Below are 19371 nucleotides of genomic sequence, written 5' to 3'. Positions count from 1 at the left end.
GGCCGCAGCATTAGGTGGTCGTGCAGGCGCGCGCACATTCTGCCTCTTCGTGCTCCTGTCCATAGTGGCCATCTCCGCCTTTGCGCAGACCGTTGGTACTCAATATAAAGTTACCCGGGTGGGCAGGGATGTTCTCGGTGGCCAGGGCTACTTCCAGTCGCAAAACATCATGGCCATCTCGCCAGATGGACGATACGCCACAGGGGTGCGTTTTGGCAGTACAACGCGCGCGTTTCTCATGACCACCGCCACGCCGGTGGTGACGGACCTACCCCGGGTGGACAGCAGCCATCCCTATGGGCATGGCAAAGACGTCAACAATGAAGGGGATGTGGTGGGCTATGAAAAATGGACCTCAGGGAACACCGTCAACATCATTCCCTGGTTCTATGACCGCAGCGCAGGCACGGTCACCTCTTTATACAGTGCCCAGAATCCAGCCCTGTCAGGCATTCCCTGTGCCATCACGGCCGACAGTACCCACGCCTTTGGGACAGTGGATGTGGACGGCCCTTTAGGATCCACCCCCAGCCAGGGCGTGTATTGGAATCTCAGCACCCGCGTGCGTACCGACATCCCTGGAGTGCGTGAAGTGCTGGATGCCTCCGCAGATGGCAGTGTGCTCCTGGTCGTCGGTTCCGATGGCAAAGGTAAAATTTTGCGTGGCAGCATCGCCAGCGGCTGGCCCACCACCGTGGCCAGCTTTGGCTACATCCACCTGGGCAAAGTCAGTCCTGATGGCCGTTATGTGGGCACCACAGAAATCGAGAACGACTGCCTCATGGGTCCGCTCGTTTTTGACACCTTGGCAGGCACCCGCCGGAATCTGCCAATGCAGCCCGGGGATACCCTGGGTGCTACCGTCGGTGCGGTCAGCGACACTGGCCGTGTGCTGGGTTCCGTGCACACCGCTTCCGGCTCGGGCAGTTTTTCCGTCATGTGGCTGACCCCGGCCAGTAGCTACACCTCATTTATTAACCTGCTGATCAGCGACGGACACGCTTCCCAGGATGCCACTTATTATGCCTGGAATCTGTATAATGGCGGCGACGGCATCTCCGCTGACGGCCTGACCATGAGCATCTACGGGCGGAACATTTCAGCTGTTGAAGACTCGATGCTGTTCCAGCAAAACTGTCCCGCCATCACGGTGAATCCTGCCAGCCTGACCAATGCTCCCTTGGCCGCTTCTTATAGCCAGACCGTGTCGGCCACGGGTGGCAGCGGACCCTATTCCTACAGTCTTAGCAGCGGAGCTCTGCCGGCGGGGCTTTCGCTGAATACCCTGACAGGGGTCATTTCAGGCACCCGTACGTCCATTGATCCGGCCAGCTTCACTGTCCGGGCCATGGATGCTTTTGGTTGCGTCGCTACGCGCAGCTACACGATGGCCCAGATCTGCGGTGTTCTGGCAGTTTCCCCACAGGCCCCGCCAAATGCCACCATTAATGTCAACTACAGTCAGACATTCACCGCCAGCGGTGGCTCCGGGCCATATGCCTGGGCCATAGCCAGTGGCAGCCTGCCGTCAGGGATGACCCTCAACACCTCCACTGGTGTCATCAGTGGTAAATCCACCAGCGCCAATAGCGGTGCCTCTTTCACCCTGCGGGCCACAGACAGCATCGGCTGCCAAGTTTCAGTCCAGATGCAGCTGGTCGTCTGTCCGGTCATCACCATGACACCCACTTCCTTTTCCAATGGAACCTTGGGCCTGGCTTACAATGCCACCGTGAATGCCTCCACCGGGACCCCGCCGCATACTTATACTGTCAGCAGCGGCAGCCTGCCCGCCGGGCTCTCTTTGGACCCGGCCAGCGGTGCCATCACTGGCCTGCCCACCACGGCCGCCACCTCATCATTCATCGTCCGTGCCACCGATGCCAACGGCTGCACCGGCACCCGCGCCTATTCGCTCAAGATCAATTCGGCCAGCTCGGACTTTGGTGACTACAGCCTCTTTGGTGCTGCCAGCAGCACGGTCAACAGCCGCCTTCGCATCGGTTCCCTGGTGGATGCAGAAGGCGGTGCCATCACCAATGAAACGGCCACCGGGGATGATGACTTTGGAGTGGATGATGAAGACGGTGTGACCTTCACACCCCTCGTCCAAGGGCAGGCAGGGTCGGCGACCGTTCGCGTCACCAACACCCGCGGCGGCAGCGCCCGCCTCAATATGTGGATTGACTGGGATGGTGATGGAAACCTCACCAACAGCGAGCGGGTGGCGAGCAATCTCGCCGTCTCGAATGGCACGAACAACGCCAACCGGGTGATCAACTTCACCGTCCCTGCTGATGCGAAGGAAGGCCAGATCGGTGCACGGGTAAGACTGACCAGCACTTCCAATCCAGGGCCGACCGGGTCAAGCGGACAAGGGGAGGTGGAAGACCACCTCGTCACCGTCAGCAGCCTCTGTCCTTCCTTTGCCGTGATTGTTGTCAATTATAACAACAACACGATGAGCCGTTTCAACGGTGAAAACGGTTCTCACCTGGCCACCTGGTCTCCCTCCGGCCTGAGCGCGCCTAACTATGGATACCGCGTCAGCGACAACACCCTCCTGGTGGCCAACGGCTCCGCCAATACCATCACCAAGCACGATCCCTTTACCGGTGCCTTGATCAGCACCCTCGTTCCCGCTGGCAGGGGGCTGAACTTCCCCTACCAGATGGCCGTCGGCCAGGATTCCAGCATCTACATTGCCAACCAGAATGCCGGTAATGTGCTTCGTTTTAACCAGACGACAGGGGCGGTGCTCGGCACAGTTCTCAGCACCAGCAGTCCGGCCGGCCTGGTCTTTGATGAAGAGGGCTTTTTGTATGTCACCCAGAACATTTCCGGCGGTTCATTGCGCAAGTACAACAGCAGCGGCACCTTGATTTCCACCGTGGCCACCTGGCCCTCCGGTGAATTCCCCCGTGGCATGGCCTGGGGGCCGGATGACCGGCTGTATGTCAACGTCCGCAACAACAATGCCAACAACGGCCGCGTGGATGCCATTACCCTGCCTGCAGGTACACGTTCCACTTTTGTGACGATGAATTCCGGCTCCCAGCCGTATTCCGGCATCAAATGGGGGCCCGATGGCAATCTCTACGTGGTGGATTATGCGCAAAATGAACTGGAAGTCTTCACCCCGGATGGCAGCCTTCTTCGCAGGATCACCACCAGCCTGAGCGGCCCGCATGCGGTGGCCTTTTCAGACTGCAAGCCCTCCACCCAGGACTTTGGTGACTATGCCGGCTTTGCCTCAGCCAACAGCACCTGGAGCACCACCATCCGCCTGGGCAATGAGGTGGACACGGAAAACTCTTCCCGGGCGAACATGAATGCCAACGGGGATGACATTGATGACATTGACGATGAGGACGGCGTCACCATGCCGAAGACGCTGGTGGCGGGCAGCACGGTGACCATTCCCGTGAAGCTGCTAAACACCTCCGGCAGCACGGCGTACGTCAGCGCCTGGCTGGATGCCAATCAGAACGGCGATCTCACGGATCCCGGTGAGAAGGTCATCAACAACCAGCCGGTGCCAAACGGCACCAATGGTGCCACGCAGAACTTCTCCATCACGGTTCCTCAGGATGTCACACCTGGAGTAGTGGGCATGCGGTTCCGCATCAGCGATGTGAACAATGTCTCTTCTGCCGGCTCCGGCGGTACCGGTGAGGTGGAAGATTACATCGTGACCCTGCTGCCCGCACCGCTGGATTATGGCGATCACGCCCCCTTTGGCATCGCCAGCAGCATCGTGACCAGCAGCCTGCGCATCGGCACCAACCCCACCGATGCGGAAGATTCCAACCTCGCCAATGCCACGGCCACCGGTGATGATGCCAGCGGGACGGATGATGAAGACAGTGTCATGCCGTCTTTCACGATCGGGGCCAGCAGCACTCTCACATTGAGCCTGTTCAACAACAGCGGTGCCAATGCCTATCTGACGGGATGGATTGACTGGAATAACAACGGCACGCTGGAAAGCAATGAACGTGTTATCCCAGAAACCACCCTCGCCACTAGCGGCAGCGTGCAGTCCCGCTCCTTTACCATCAATGTCCCCGTCACCGCCACCACCGGTCAGCCGGTGGGGGTACGTCTGCGCATCAGCTCCCAGGCCTCCATCCCTGCCACCGGTGCCCATGGTCTGGGGGAGGTGGAAGACTACCGGGTCACGGTTCAGTGTCCCACCATCACGGTCAGTCCCGCATCACTTCCAGTTCCGGTGACGGGGACTGGATACTCCCAATTCTTCAGCGCCAGCGGCGGGGTGGCTCCATACACCTTTGCGGTGAGCAGCGGCTCCCTGCCTGCCTGGGCCACACTGAATCCCTCCACCGGAGCGATGGCGGGAGTGCCCAATACGACCGCCACTGCCAGCTTTGTGATTCGGGCGACGGATGCTGCCGGCTGTACCGGCACCCGCAGCTACACCCTCACACCGTCCTGTCCGGTGCTCACTATCAATACCAGCAGCCTGCCAGTCGGGGCTGCGGGCAGTTCCTATAACCAGTCACTCAATGTCAGCGGCGGTTCCGGACCTTACACCTGGACAGTCACCTCCGGCAGCCTGCCAGGCGGGCTCATTCTTTCCACTTCAGGCGTCATTTCAGGCACGCCGACAGCAGGCAACGGCAGCGGCAGTTCCATCACTTTCCGGGCCACGGATGCCAGTGGCTGCCAGGTCAGCCGGGTATTGCTCCTTCGTGTCTGTCCGGTTATTAATCTTTCGCCTGTTTCCCTGGCTGCCCCGGCAGTGGGCACGACCTACAGTCAAAGTGTCACTGCCACGGGCGGCGTGGCTCCATACGTGTATGCCATCAGCAGCGGCAGCCTGCCATCGGGGCTCAGCTTTAACACAGGCACCGGAGCCATCACCGGTGCGGCCACCAGCCAGACGGCGGCCTCTTTCACCGTCCGTGCCACGGATGCCAATGGCTGCCAGGGGGAGCGAGATTATACCCTCACTCCGACCTGTCCCGCCCTTTCTTTGACACCGGTTACCCTGCCTGCGGCTTCTGTGGGCGTCACGTATAACCAGACCCTGGCGGCGACGGGCGGCACCGCTCCTTATTCCTGGACGGTCAGCAGCGGCACCCTTCCTGCAGGTCTCACCCTGAATGCAAGCACCGGAGCCATCACCGGCAAAGCCACCACCGCCAATGGCGCGGGGGCATCCATCACCTTCCGGGCCACAGATGCAGGCGGCTGCCAGGGCTCGGTCACCGTCTCCTTCAAAGTCTGCCCTGTCCTCACCATCTCACCTTCCTCCCTGCCTTCAGCCAATGTGGGCACCGCTTATTCGCAGACGCTCAGCGGCTCAGGCGGCACCGCTCCCTATACTTATGCCATCACCACCGGCAGCCTACCTGCCGGCCTGACTTTGAGTTCCGCCGGTGTTATCAGCGGCAGAGCCACTACCGCTGCCACCACCAGTTTCATCGTCAGAATCACCGATGCCAACGGCTGCACCGGCACGCGCGCCTATTCATTCTCCGCCGGCTGTCCGCCGGTAAACATCTTTCCGGCCACGCTGCCTTCCACCATTGCCGGTGCCTCTTATTCCCAAAAGCTTACCGGCGACTTCGCGGCCGGTTTGCAGGGGCAGTATTACATCGGCCGCAACTTTGAAAACCTGGCCCTGACCCGTCAGGATACGGAAATCAATTTTGCCTGGGGCGGCGGTTCGCCGGATACGTCCATTCCCGAGGATAACTTTTCAGTCCGCTGGACAGGGACCGTTTTGCCGCCTTCAACCGGCAGCTATAACTTCCGGGCCAGGGCGGATGACGGAGTGCGGTTGTGGGTCAATGATGTGCTTGTCATTGACCAGTGGAAAGACCAGGGAGCCACCGCATACAATGCCATCGTCAGCCTGACCGGCGGCGTGCCGGTGCCTGTGCGCCTGGAGTATTATGAAAACGGCGGGGATGCTGTGGTCTCCCTGGAATGGACCGGGCCGTCCTTCGCTCAGAAAATCATTACGGAGTGGACCGCCTATGAGTGGTCGGTGGTCAGCGGCAGCCTGCCTCAGGGGCTGGTGCTGGATTCCGTCACCGGAGTGATCAGCGGTGTGCTCGCCAATTCGGATTCGGCCACTTTCACGGTCAGAGCCCGTGACTGGCAGGGCTGCGAAGGCACACGTGAATATACCATTGAGGCGGGTTGCCCTGCCGTGACCGTCACTCCTGAAAGCCTGCCAGCGCCCTCCGTCGGCGTGCCTTACAGCCAGCCGCTTGCGGCCTCGCCGGTCATCGGCCTGACGGGGGAATACTATTCCGGTCTGAATTTCAATACGCTGCTGCTGACCCGCAAGGACCCTGCCATTGATTTCAATTGGGGGAACGGCTCACCTGATCCTGCAGTCCCGGCCAATGTCTTTTCCGTTCGCTGGACAGGCAATTTGGTACCTCCCGCCACCGGTTCTTATACTTTCAGAACCACCACGGATGACGGCATCCGTCTGTGGGTGAACAATGTACTGGTCATCAACCGCTGGGTGGACCAGTCGCCCACGAACAACTCTGCCTCCGTCTCCCTGACCGCCGGGATCGCCGTGCCAGTGAAGGTGGAATACTATGAAAATGGCGGCGGTGCTGTTGCCCAGCTTTATTGGACTGGACCAGGCATCACCACCTCGCAGCCCATCACTCAATGGCAGAGCTATACTTGGAGCCTGGCAGCAGGCAGCCTGCCTGCCGGGCTTAGCTTGAACCCCAATTCCGGGGTCATCAGCGGGACGCCCAGCAGCAGCATCGGCACCTCCTTTACTGTGCGTGCCACGGATGCCACCGGCTGCTCCGGAACCCGCAGCTATACCCTGGGCGCCGCCTGCCCGGCCATCACCATCTCCCCCTCCAGCCTGCCGGACGCGTATCTGGGGGTCAGCTATAACCGCACCCTTACTGCCACAGGGGGGAATGCTCCACGGACCTGGAGTCTGGCCTCCGGGACGCTGCCTGCCGGTCTGTCCCTCAGCAGCAGCGGAACTCTTACCGGCATGCCTTCTGCGACCGGTGCGTCCAGTTTCATCATCAAAGTCACCGACAGCCAGGGCTGCGAGGTGACGCAAAGTTACACCGTGGGGACACGCAGCCTGAGCCTTGGCAACCTGGTCTGGGTGGACATGAACAATGACGGCCAGCGCCAGTCTGGAGAAAGCGGCATCCCTGGTCTGCGGGTGGAACTCTGGACACCGGGCGGAGACGGCATCCGTGACAACGGCGGTGGAGACGACCAGAAAGCGGCGGAAGATGTGATCACCGATGCCACTGGCCGCTACCAGTTTGTGGATCTGGTCCCAGGAAGCTACTATGTGCGTGTTCCGGTGCCACCTTTGCACTACCCATCCGTCAGCACCGCAGCGGTGAATCTGGACAATGGCGTGGACAATGACAGCAATGCCCTCCAGCCCGGAGGCCGAGGCACGCAGGTCGTCAGTCCGGTGATCGTCCTCAGCCCGGCTGGGGAGCCGGCCGCAGCCGTGGACGGTGACAGTACGGATTCAGATTCCACCGTGGATTTAGGCTTTGCCAACCTGGATGCCTGCTACGTCACCAACTTCTTTGACAACCCCAGCTTTGAGTTCCAGCAACTGCCCAACAGCACTGGCACGGCCACGAGCGTGCTTGGTTACAACGGCACAGGCACCGGGCTGGGCAGCGGGATCAATGCTTATCAGTGGTCTGCCGCCAGCAATGCCACCAGTGGTTTGGGTGAACCTATCCAGCGGGTACAAGTCCTCGCCGGCAGCAGCGGCGGGCAGGTTTCGTGGCTGGAAAGCCTCAAGTCGCGCCATGGCCGCCGTCATCTCCTGCTTCAGGGCAGTAATGCCCGTGTCAGCCTCCGCGCCGCAGGCGGCGGCGCCTGGAGTTCTGCCCTGGTGGCAGGCCGGGAATACCAGCTTTCCGTATGGGCGGCCAATGCCAGCACGGCCCCGGCCTCCGTTTCCTGGGACATGGGGGCAAACGCACCCGTGTTTCAGGTCATCAGCGGCCCTTCCCAGGGCACCTTTTCCCAATACACCGTGCCCCAGTCGGAGATGATCATCTCTGGTCCGGGCGAGCAGCAATGCTGCGACCTGCCCGTCACTTCAGGCTCCCTGAACAGCTTCGGTCCTTCCGAGTATAACAACTGGTCCGAGGCAGTGAATAATGGCGTCCAGCCCGAATGGCGGCAGCTCACCTGGCGCTTCCGCATTGCCCCAGGGGCCACCGCAGCCCAGATAGATACCGCCAGCATTGTCCTTGGCAGCGCGCTTTCCGGCGGCTCCCTGGTGGTAGATTACGTTTCCCTCTGCCAGATCTCCACCGTCAATACGCTGGCCTTGGGCAACCTGGTCTGGAATGACGTTAACAACAACGGTCTCAAGGACAGCAGCGAGCTGGGCCGCAGCGGCGTCACGGTCCAGCTTTATCGCAGCACCGACCTCACAGCAGGCAATTCGGATGACGTGCTCATCAGCAGCACCACCACCTCCACCACCGGCAGCTACCAGTTCTCTGACCTGTCGGAGGGTCGTTACGTGGTCCAGGTCATACCGCCCTCCAGCCTGCCTGTCACAGGAGGAACTCCGGTGACCCTGGACAATGGCATCAACAATGACAACAACGGCAGCCAGCCAGGCGGACCCGGCACTCCGCTGATCAGCCCCGTCATCAGCCTGAATGCAGGCCAGGAGCCCGTGAATGACGGGGATACCAATGCCAACACGGATCTGAGTGTGGACTTTGGCCTCTTCAGCGGCATCTCCATCGGCAACCTGGTCTGGGCGGACACGAATAATAACGGCGTGTTTGACAGTGCCTCTGAAGCGGGCATTGGCGGTCTGGCTGTGGAACTGCTCAACCAGGCCGATGCCGTGGTGGCCACCACAACGACCAACAGCAACGGCGTGTATTCCATGCTGGTCTTTACGCCTGGGGTTTACCGTGTCCGCATTCCCGAACCCGGCAACACCTACCCGCTCGTCAGTGCCGTTGCGGACCCCAATGACAACGGCGAGGACAATGACAGCAACGCCCTGCAGCCCGGCGGAGTCGGCACGGCTGCTTACAGCCCTTTCATTACACTAACCGCAGGCAATGAACCCGGTAACAGCGGCAGCACCAATACGGAAAACACCATTGACTTTGGGTTCCGTGCCTGCCCCTCCATCATCATCAATCCTGCCGTTCTCGGCGCGGCGACGCGCAACTTGGTCTATACGGTCAATCTGAATGCCACAGGCGGAACCGGCCCTTATCTTTATTCCATCAGTGCGGGCAGCCTGCCGGATGGCCTGGCTCTCTCAGAGGCTGGAGTTCTGTCCGGCACCGTTGCCCCTTCTGCTTTCCTGGGCGACTATGATTTCACCGTTCGTGCAGCTGACAGCACAGGCTGCTTCGGAGCCCGCAGCTACACTCTGCGTGTCATTCAGGGCGTCATTGCCATCAGTCCGGAAACCCTGCCTGCCGGTATCCAGTATGCACCTTACACCCAGTCCCTGACGGCCACCGGCGGCACTGCTCCCTATGCCTGGAGCGTCGCACCCGCCATCCCTTCCGGTGCGGTGGCCTGGTGGCCTGGAGAAAACAGCGCGGCGACCGTGGTGGGCATGGATGCGGGCACCGCCTTTGAAGGCACGGCTTATGCACCAGGTCGCATTGGTCAGGCTTTTGTTTTCGACGGCGTGGATGATTACGTCGCCGTGGCCGATTCGGCGGAATTGCGTCCGGCTTTGCTGACGCTGGAAGCCTGGGTGAATCCTAGCTCGCCGATGAACTCCGGCGGCAGCGTCATTTCCAAAACGACTTCCTCCTTCGGGAATGACGGCTACGGCCTCGGCCTGCTTGGCACGGATACCTTCGGCTTCTGGATCAATGACCGCGGCAGTAACCGTGTAACGACCACGCTGACTGCTGGTACTTGGCAGCATGTGGTGGCCACCTATGACGGCAGCACGATGCGGCTTTATGTCAATGGTGCCCTGGTTTCCAGCAATCCATTCACGGGTAGCATCAATCACAGCAATACTTCAGTGCTGATCGGTGGCGGTATTGCCGACGGTCCCTGGAAGGGCGGTGTGGATGAGCTGCTCGTCTATAACCGCGCGCTGACTCTGGCGGAAATCCAGACGCGTTACGCGATGACGCAGACCGGCAACCAGGGCATGCCTCAGGGCCTCAGCCTGAACCCGTCCACCGGTCAGCTCAGTGGCACGCCAACATCCCCACCTGGGACCTATGCATTCCATGTCAGGGCAGGGGACAGCAATGGAACCATGGGTGGTAGGGCTTATACCTTCTCCGTCGCCTGCCCGGTGCCGGTGATCACTCCTGCGACTCTTCCAGATGCCACGCGGCTAGCGCTGTATAACCAGCAACTGACCGCCACCGGAGGCACAGCACCTTATGCCTGGAGCGTCACCACCGGCAGTCTGCCCGTCGGCCTCAGCCTTTCTTCCGCAGGTGTCATCAGCGGAACTCCCACAGCCAGCCCGGCGACGTATAACTTCACCGTCAGAGCGGAGGATGGTTACGGTTGTACAGCCTCCCGGGCGTATAGCCTGCGGGTGCAGTGCGGCGTCATAACTCTCACTCCGAGCAGCCTGCCTGCCGCGCAGCAATTTGCCCCCTACGCGTCCCAGACGGTCACCGCTGCGGGTGGCACAGGTCCCTATGTCTATTCCATCTCCGGTGGCAGCCTGCCTGCCGGCATGGCCCTGACTTCTGGTGGCGTACTCAGCGGCACTCCCACCGCCGCGCCAGGCAGTTATGGTGTGATCATCCGCGCTGCTGACAGTGTCGGTTGCACAGGGACAAGGTCTTACAGCATCACCGTCAACTGCCCTGCCATTGCCATCTCCCCGGCCAGTCTGCCCGTGGCCAGCCAGAATGTGGCCTATACGCAGACGCTGACGGCGACAAACGGCAACGGTTCCTATGCATGGGCGGTCACCGCCGGCTCTCTGCCTTCCGGTCTCTCGCTTTCCTCCAGCGGGGTGCTGTCCGGAACGGTCACTGCCCCGGCTGGAAGTTATAACTTCACCGTCAGGGTGACTGACGGCAGCACTTGCACCGCCACGAAGGCTTATGTGCTGCCTGTGGCATGCCCGGTCTTTACGGTCGGCCCGGCGGTCCTGGCCACGGGTACTCCTGACAGCCCCTATTCCCAAACGATGACAGCGAGCGGTGGCGTCGGGCCTTATGAATGGGAAACCGTCAGTGGAAATCTGCCCGATGGAATCACCCTGTCCACGGGTGGTGTCCTCTCGGGCACACCGGCGACGAATGCCTTTGGCAGCTACACCTTTATCGTCCGCATCACGGATTCCCGCGGCTGTGTTCAGGATGCCAGCCTCACGCTTGCAGTGGGCTGTCCGGTGATCACCATGACCCCTTCATCGCTGCCACCTGGCAGTGTGGGGGTGGAATACGATACCACGTTGAATGCCCAAGGCGGCACGGGCACGTATGTGTGGAGTGTCGTCAGCGGCACACTCCCTCCCGGTCTTCAGCTTGTGCATGGCGACAGCAAACTTGTCGGTTCCGGCACCGCTTACGACAGCATCTTCTCCCCTCCTGGGTCGGTCTCCGTCGTGCCACCGACGGCGAGTCCATCTTCAGAAAGTTACGGCGGTTCTGCTGGTCCGTCCCAGGTGGGTTATTGGAGCCTCCGTGCCACGGGCGGAGTCAGCGTCAGCCATGGCCTGTCGGGATTGATTTATCAGGAATCCGGTGCGCGCACCGCGCTGGACGGTTCCGCATTGCGGTTCCAGATCAGCAACAATTCCTCCAGCCTGCTGGCCCAGCTTGAGAGTGATGACGTCATCGTCAGCACCTGGGAGGCCACGGCGACCTTTGATGAAGACGATGCCCTCTTTGAATTGCAGCCGGATACACGCTACACCGTCAGCTTCCTGGTGGATGGCAGCAACGGGCTGCTTGAACCGGATTCGGAGATCTCCCCGGTGTTTACGGTTGAACTGCTTGATGGAGCAGGAAACCCTGTGGCTTCACAATCGGCCGGCAGTGTCATCAACCTTCGCCAGCAAATGGTCAGTGGCGCCACCAGCGGCACCGTCAACCTGACCTTTAATACCCCTGACGAGGTCGCGCCTGGTGCGGTCAAACTGCGGATCAAAGGTGGAGCGAACCTGAACAAGGCCGCGATGCAGGTGGCCAATACCTTTGCCACTGTGCGCAACCTCCAGATCACGGACAGCACTGTTGGAGCCACCAGTGCCAGCGCCCGGATCATCGGCACACCGCTGTGCGGTACGGACTCGACTGGCTTCACCCTCCGCGCGACGGATGCCAATGATTGTGCGGCGGTTGCCGAATACACCATTCCAATTGCCTGCGCCCCGGTTTACCTGGTGACCGAGGAGCTTGAAGAAGCGGTGGTTGGAGAAACTTATCTTCAGGTTCTCGAGGCCTCTGAAGGACTGGCTCCTTATACCTGGACTCTCGCTGCAGGAACCCTGCCATCAGGCCTTTCCCTGGCCCCGACAGGCGGCATTTCCGGCGTGCCCACTGTGGCCGTCGAAAGCACCATCACGGTTCGTGTGACGGATGCCTGCGGCTGCTCCACCACCCGTGAGTTTACTCTCATGAGCACATGTCCCTTGATTGACGTGACGCCTGAGGAACTGCCAGTGGCTTACGTGAACACGGCCTACAGCCAGCAACTGACGGCAGACGGCGGCACCGGCCCTTACCTTTGGGTGATCGAATCCGGATCGCTGCCATCCGGCATGAGCCTGACGGCGGGTGGTATCATCACCGGCCAGGCCAGCGCGACCACCACGGCCTCCTTCACCATCAATGTGACCGATGCCTACGGATGTTCCACCCTTTGGGAATTCAGCCTGTCCGTACGGGGGCTTTCAGTGGGCAACCTGGTTTACAATGACGTCAACCTCAATGGCCTGCGCGATGTCGGTGAGCCAGGCGTGGAAGGTGCGACGGTGCAGCTCTGGAGGACGGGTGCGGATATGGCCATCGGCGGCAGCGGCCAGAATGCGGATACCCAGGTGGGCAGTGCGCAGACGACCGGTGACAATGGCTCATACGCATTCGCCGGCCTGGCTCCCGGTCATTATTATGTGCGGCTTCTTCCTCCCGCTCTCTACCCGCTGCCTGGCGGTAGTCCTGTCAATCTGGACAATGGTGTGGACAATGACAATAACGCCGCCTCCCAGCCAGACGGGGCTGGCACGGTGATCTTCAGTCCTGTGTTTGAACTGGCCATCGGGACAGAACCTGTCGTCGAGGACGAAGATCCGGACACGGACTTCACCATTGATTTTGGACTCTTCCGCGGCATGGGCATGGGCAGCCTGGTCTTCCAGGACAGCAATGACAACGGCCAGCGTGATGACGGAGAGCCGGGCATTGATAACGTTGCCATCGAGCTTTGGTCTCCAGGTGCCGATGGCCTGATCGGCGGGACCGACGATGTGCGGCTCCGCAGCACAACCACCACGGCAGGCGGCCAGTATGGGTTCATGGCTCTGCAGCCTGGCCAGTACTATGTTTGCATCCCGGTGCCGCCCCAGTCACACCCGCTTTCCAGCAGCTCAACGGTGATGACAGACAACGGCGTTGATAACGATGACAACGGACATCAGATCGCCGGTGGCTCGATTTACAGCCCGGTCATCACTCTCCAGCCTGGGGAGGAAAATTCCAACGAGGGTTATACGGACACCACCGTGGACTTTGGTCTGTGCAACGTGCTTCCCACGGCCTATGTCTCAACGACCCACGATGACAGCATCCAGGTTTATGATCCCGTGAGCCGTCAGTTCAAGGGAGTCTTCCATCATCCGTTTGGAACCGGGCATAACCAGGGAGATGGAAATCCTTTTGACGTCCCCTATGACATTGAGCTTGGACCAGACGGCAACTTCTATGTGGCTGCCTTTGGAGGCAACAACCTGCGCAAGATCAATCCCGCCGGGGCGGACCAGGGCGTGGTGCTGGTCAATGACACCGCCAATGTAAGTCTCATCGAATCCTTTGCCATCGGGCCTGACGGCAACTTCTATGTGGTGGATCTCAATGGCCAGCGTGTGGTCCGGTTCCATGGTCCGCTGAGCAGCACCCCTGGCCAGCCCATGGGCACAGCTCCGCATACGTTCTTCAGCCAGGCTGGCATCCAGGATCTTAACTTCGGGCCTGATGGAAACCTGTATGCAGTCATCCAAAATGGAGGGGCACGTGAGGTGCGCCGCTACAGTGCCACCACCGGCGCACTGCTGAACGTGATCGTCACTGACGCCCAGTTGGTGAACATGGTTCCTGGCGGTGAGCCGGTCTCCATCATTTCCGGCATTGATATCCACGGCAGCACTCTCTACGGCGTCAACCGTCTGGACGGGGAGATCTTCAGGGTCAATCTCACCCAGCCTGCATCACCTGGTCTGCCTGAGCTTGTCGCCACGATTGATTCCGCCGGCATGGGCGCGGTGGAGGCGCGTGACATTGAAATAAATCCTGGCAACGGGCGGCTTTACGTGGCCGGCTATAACTGGAGCAAGCCGGTCGTTGGCGGCAGCTACGCCACAGGGGCCCTGGTGGAAGTGGACCTGGCAGATGCTCCCAACGGCACGGTGAGAATCTTCGAGGCACCCATCCCGACGCCACCCGGGCCTAACAACGAGATCTGGTCCGGCCCGCGTTCATTGGCCTTTGGACGGCCTTTTGTCAGCCTTCCTGAGTCAGTCTCCATCGGCAGCCTGGTCTGGAATGATGCCAATGCCAACGGCCAGTTCGATCCCGGTGAACGGGGTATCCCGGGTGTCCGGGTGGAGCTGTGGCACGATGCCGACGACAACCTGAACAACGGTGCTGAAGTGCGCCTGGGCTGGACCTATACGGACCAGCGCGGGGCCTATTATTTCTCCGGCCAGGCACCCGGCCGCTATCAGGTGAAAATTCCGGCCATCAATTTCTCTGAGGGTCTGCCACTGGCCGGGTCCGGCTTCAGCACCCCGATCACCTCGGAGGAGGACAACCAGGTGGATAACGATGACAATGGCATTCAGGCGGAGGCATATTCAGAAACCGTCAGCCCCATTATCACCCTGGCACCGGGTGCGGAGCCCGTGGGCAATGGCATCACCGGAGCAGAGATGGGCAGCGGCGGAGACCTGGATGACTACATCGGTGACTCCAATGGCGACATGACCGTGGATTTTGGCTTTGTGGAGCCGGGCTACATGGGCATTGGCAACCTGGTCTTTAATGATCAGAACGGCAACCGTCGTTTTGACAATGGTGAAGGCGTGGACGGTGTGACCGTGGAACTCTATTATTGGGGCCAGAAGCCGGGTGTGGACCAGCCGCTGGCTTCGACGATGACTGCGGGCGGCGGCAAGTATCTTTTCGACCAGCTCTGGCAGGGCCAGTATTTCGTCCACCTGCCTGCCGGCCAGTTCCTGGCTTCAGGCGTGCTCCGGGGGCTTTTCAGCCTCGAAGGTGTGCAGAGCGGGGATGATGACCAGGGGGAGGATTCTTTGGACGGCTCCAATCCGACGACTGAAGGCATCAGCACCGGCAGGGTCGTTCTGACCCGTGACAGCATGCCGACCAATGATACGACCGAGACCGGCTTTGGCTCCACGGATGATGATGAGGATGATGCCAACACGGACCTGACCATTGACTTTGGCCTCTTCCGTCCTGTGGCTGTGGGCAACCTGGTGTTCTTCGATGCCAACAGCAATGGACGCTATGATCCAGGTGAGGGGCTGGACGGCATCAGCCTGGAGCTTTACAACTCTGAGCAGCAGCCTGGGATGGATACACCCACGGCCACTACCGTGACGGCCAATGGCGGCCTGTATCTGTTCGACTTCATCCGTCCGGGCAGTTACATCGTGCATGTGCCGAAAAGCATGTTTGCAGAAGGCGCACCGCTTTATCAGCGCAGCAGCATCAATGAAGGCCTGGCAGGTGATGATGACGTGGGTGAGGACGGCCTCAATGAAGGGATACCGTCCGTGGAGGGTGTCAGCACATCCATCCTGAGTCTTTTCCCTGGCAGCGCACCCACGGATTCCACCGGTGAAACGGGTGTGAATGCAAACAGCGACAATGAAAATGATGCTGCGGTGGACCTGACTGTGGACTTTGGTTTCCAAAGCCCTGTGGGTCTGGGAAATCTTGTTTTCCTGGACAGCAATAACAACGGCGTGGCCGATGCCGATGAAGGCGTGGATGACGTGAGGGTGGAGCTCTATCTGGAAGGGCAGACACCCGGTGCCACAGCCCCGGTTTACTCAACGACGACCGCTGACGGGGGACGGTACTTCTTCGACTATCTGGGCTCTGGCAGCTACATCGTGCATATTCCTGCGTCAGAGTTTGGCATCGGACGGCCGCTTTATCAGACCGTCTCTGTGGCAGGCGCCCAGGTGGGGCCTGGTGATGACGACGAGGGAGAAGATGGCATTGATGACCCCAACCCCATGGTCAACGGCATCAGCAGCCGGGTCATTACCCTGGCTGTGGACGGATCCCCCACCGATGAGGATACGGAGACAGGTCTCTACAATGACATGGATGATTTAGATGACGACAATTTCGATCTCACCATTGACTTCGGATTCATCCAGACCAACCCCGATGCCATGGGCCTGGGCAACCTGGTGTTCCTGGATGGCAATGCCAACGGCGTCTATGATGCGGGTGAAGGCGTGGATGATGTGACCGTGGAGCTTTTCACTGAAGACGCAGATCCGCTGACCGCCACACCCGTGGCCACCACGGTGACAGCCAATGAGGGCATCTACTTTTTTGGCAGCCTCGCCCCTGGAGACTACTTTGTACACATCCCCGTCAGCGAGTTTGCTGAAGGCAAGCCGCTGCACGCCTGGAAGTCCATCCCCGGACAGGGCGGTGACAACGGTCTGGATGACAATGTGGATGAAAATGGCAGCGATGACGAACCCACGCTGTTCGGCGTCTCATCCACCGTCATCAATCTGACTCCCGGAGAGGAGCCTGTGAACGGCTCTGGAGAGTTCGGCCGTGATGCCTTCATGGATGATTCCAATGATGCCAATGTGGATCTGACGGTGGACTTCGGTTTCTCCAGGCTCGTTTCGGTAGGCAACCTGGTTTTCATTGACAGCAATGCCAACGGCCAGGCGGATGAGGGAGAAGGCGTAGCCAATGTAACCGTGGAACTGTATGAAGAGGGCCAGTATCCTGGGTTTGATTTCCCTGCTGGCTCTGCCATCACAGATGGGGACGGCTTCTACCTCATCACCGATGTGGCCCCTGGCCGATACTTCCTGCATGTGCCCTTCTACCATTTCCTGTCGGGAAATCCGCTGCACCGGAAGGTCAGCATGGTGGGTGCTTCCGTGGGTGATGATTATACCGGGGAGGACGGCCTGGATGACTTTGCCCCTGCCTCCAATGGCATCAGCACGGCGGTCTTTGACCTGAGTGCCACGGCCTCGCCAGCGGGCGAGGCGGAAAATGGCCTGGGCGGTGACGCTGATGATGCCACTGTTGGAGAAGATGCCTCCACGGACCTGACCCGTGACTTTGGATTCGTCCCCCAGGTGGATGTTGGCAACCTGGTCTTCAGTGATGACAACGATGACGGCATCTACGATCCAGATACAGAACTGGGCATTGATGGGGTGACGGTTGAACTCTGGTCCAATGCTCCAGAAGCCACGGAGCCGCTGGCCACTGCGGTGACAAATAATGGCGGGCTTTACAACTTCAGCATGCCTCCAGGCTCCTATCATATCCGTGTGGACGCCAGCCAGTTCACCGGTGGCGGCCCATTGGAAGGCCATGTCCCATCATCTGTGGCCACGCCGAACAGCGATGTCAGCTTTGTGGATGATGATGCCGGCCAGGACGCCTATACCGAAGGCACTGTGGAAACGGATGGTGCACGCACCGCCATCTTCACCGTTCTGGCAGACCAGGCCCCGGGTGATGACAATGGTGAGACAGGGTTCCTCTTCTTCGACGATGAACTCTATGAATTCGATACCGACCTGACAGTGGACCTTGGCTTTGTTCCCGTCGGCGGTGATGAGCCTCCAGCCATGACAATGGCCATGGGGTCTAATGAAGAGTCTTCCATGCATGTGCCTTCCACATCGGATACCTGGCAGTCCGCTTCCCGTGACATCGGTCCGCCGGAAGGAGACCTGGATGCGGATGGCGCGGCCAACCTGCTGGAATACGCGCTCGGCACGAACCCGGCATCGGGATTGCAGACGCGGCATTTCTTCCTGCAAACAGATGCGGCCACCGGTCGGGTGGATGCCGTGGTCATCCGCCCCAGCGGCGGCCGGCCGGACATTGTCCAGCAGATGGAAACCCGTGCAGACCTGCGCAGCGGGAGCTGGGCGCCGCTCACTCAAATCCCTGTCATCAGCCAGAATAATGACGGGACGGAAACCCTGCGGTTCACGGACGTGGGCAGCCTGGGAGAGCTTGGTTTCATGCGTTTGAAAGTGAGCCTGGACGCTGATCTCAACGGAGTGCCTGAAGCGGCAGTGACCTCAACCGCCCAGGCCTGGCTGCGCCGTGACTTCACTGCACAGCAGAGCTTCTCCATGCCGCTGCTGGCCCCGGATGTCTTCTGCGGCACCGACCCGCAGGGTGTGAAATCTCTGCTGAAAGCCGGCCATACCTATTATCTTGAAGTCCTCAGTGGTGAGCACACGGGGCGCCGGTTTGAACTGGATGAAGAGGCCACTACGGACAGTGCCCTGGCCTTTGAAACCGCAATCCCTGATCTCGCCGGAGCACGGATCGCCGTGCGGCCACACTGGACGGTGGGCAGCCTGTTCCCGGCGGACGCGTTGCAGTCAGGGACGGATGAATCCACGGCTGACCGCCTGCTGTTCTTTGATCCTGCCACGGGCAGCTTTGCCTCCCACTGGATGTCGGGCGATGGCTGGCAGGGTGAGGGTGGTGCTGCACGCACCATCGCCCCCGGTGAAGGTCTGTTTGTCCATATCCGCAACGGCAGCGTCCCGGTCACCTTCACAGGAGCCGTGCGCAGCACCCCGTTTGCCCGTCCTGTCACGGCAGGAATGCAGCTTGTCGGCAGCGGTTTTCCTGTCACTCATACCGTGCAATCCCTGGGCCTGACTGCTGAGGCCGGATTCACAGCCTCCGGCACGCCGGAGCAGTCCACCCGTCTGCGCCTGTGGAAGGGCGATGTCACTCCGGGAGATAACAGCTACCGCAGCCTCTATCTGCACAACCCTGACTCCCTCTGGCTGGATGAAGCCGATGGCACGGACATCAGCATCCAGCCTCTCTTTGAAGCCAGCCGCGCCTGGTTCCTGGTCACTCCCGCCGCCGTGCCGGGGTATCGCGAACCTTGAGTTGGCGA

General features: G+C 60.4%; 1 protein-coding gene. It reads left to right on the top strand.

The window, feature by feature from the left end:
* Positions 1–49 precede the first annotated feature (49 nt).
* Positions 50–19363, top strand: coding sequence for a putative Ig domain-containing protein (locus WJU23_RS19690; protein WP_346334332.1), 19314 nt, complete (start codon positions 50–52; stop codon positions 19361–19363).
* The last annotated feature ends 8 nt before the right edge of the window (positions 19364–19371 follow it).

The organism is Prosthecobacter sp. SYSU 5D2 (genome assembly GCF_039655865.1).
In the GTDB taxonomy this organism is placed as follows: Bacteria; Verrucomicrobiota; Verrucomicrobiia; order Verrucomicrobiales; family Verrucomicrobiaceae; genus Prosthecobacter.
The sequence above is the reverse complement of the archived record's forward strand: the minus strand, read 5'-3'. Positions and strand labels throughout refer to the sequence as shown.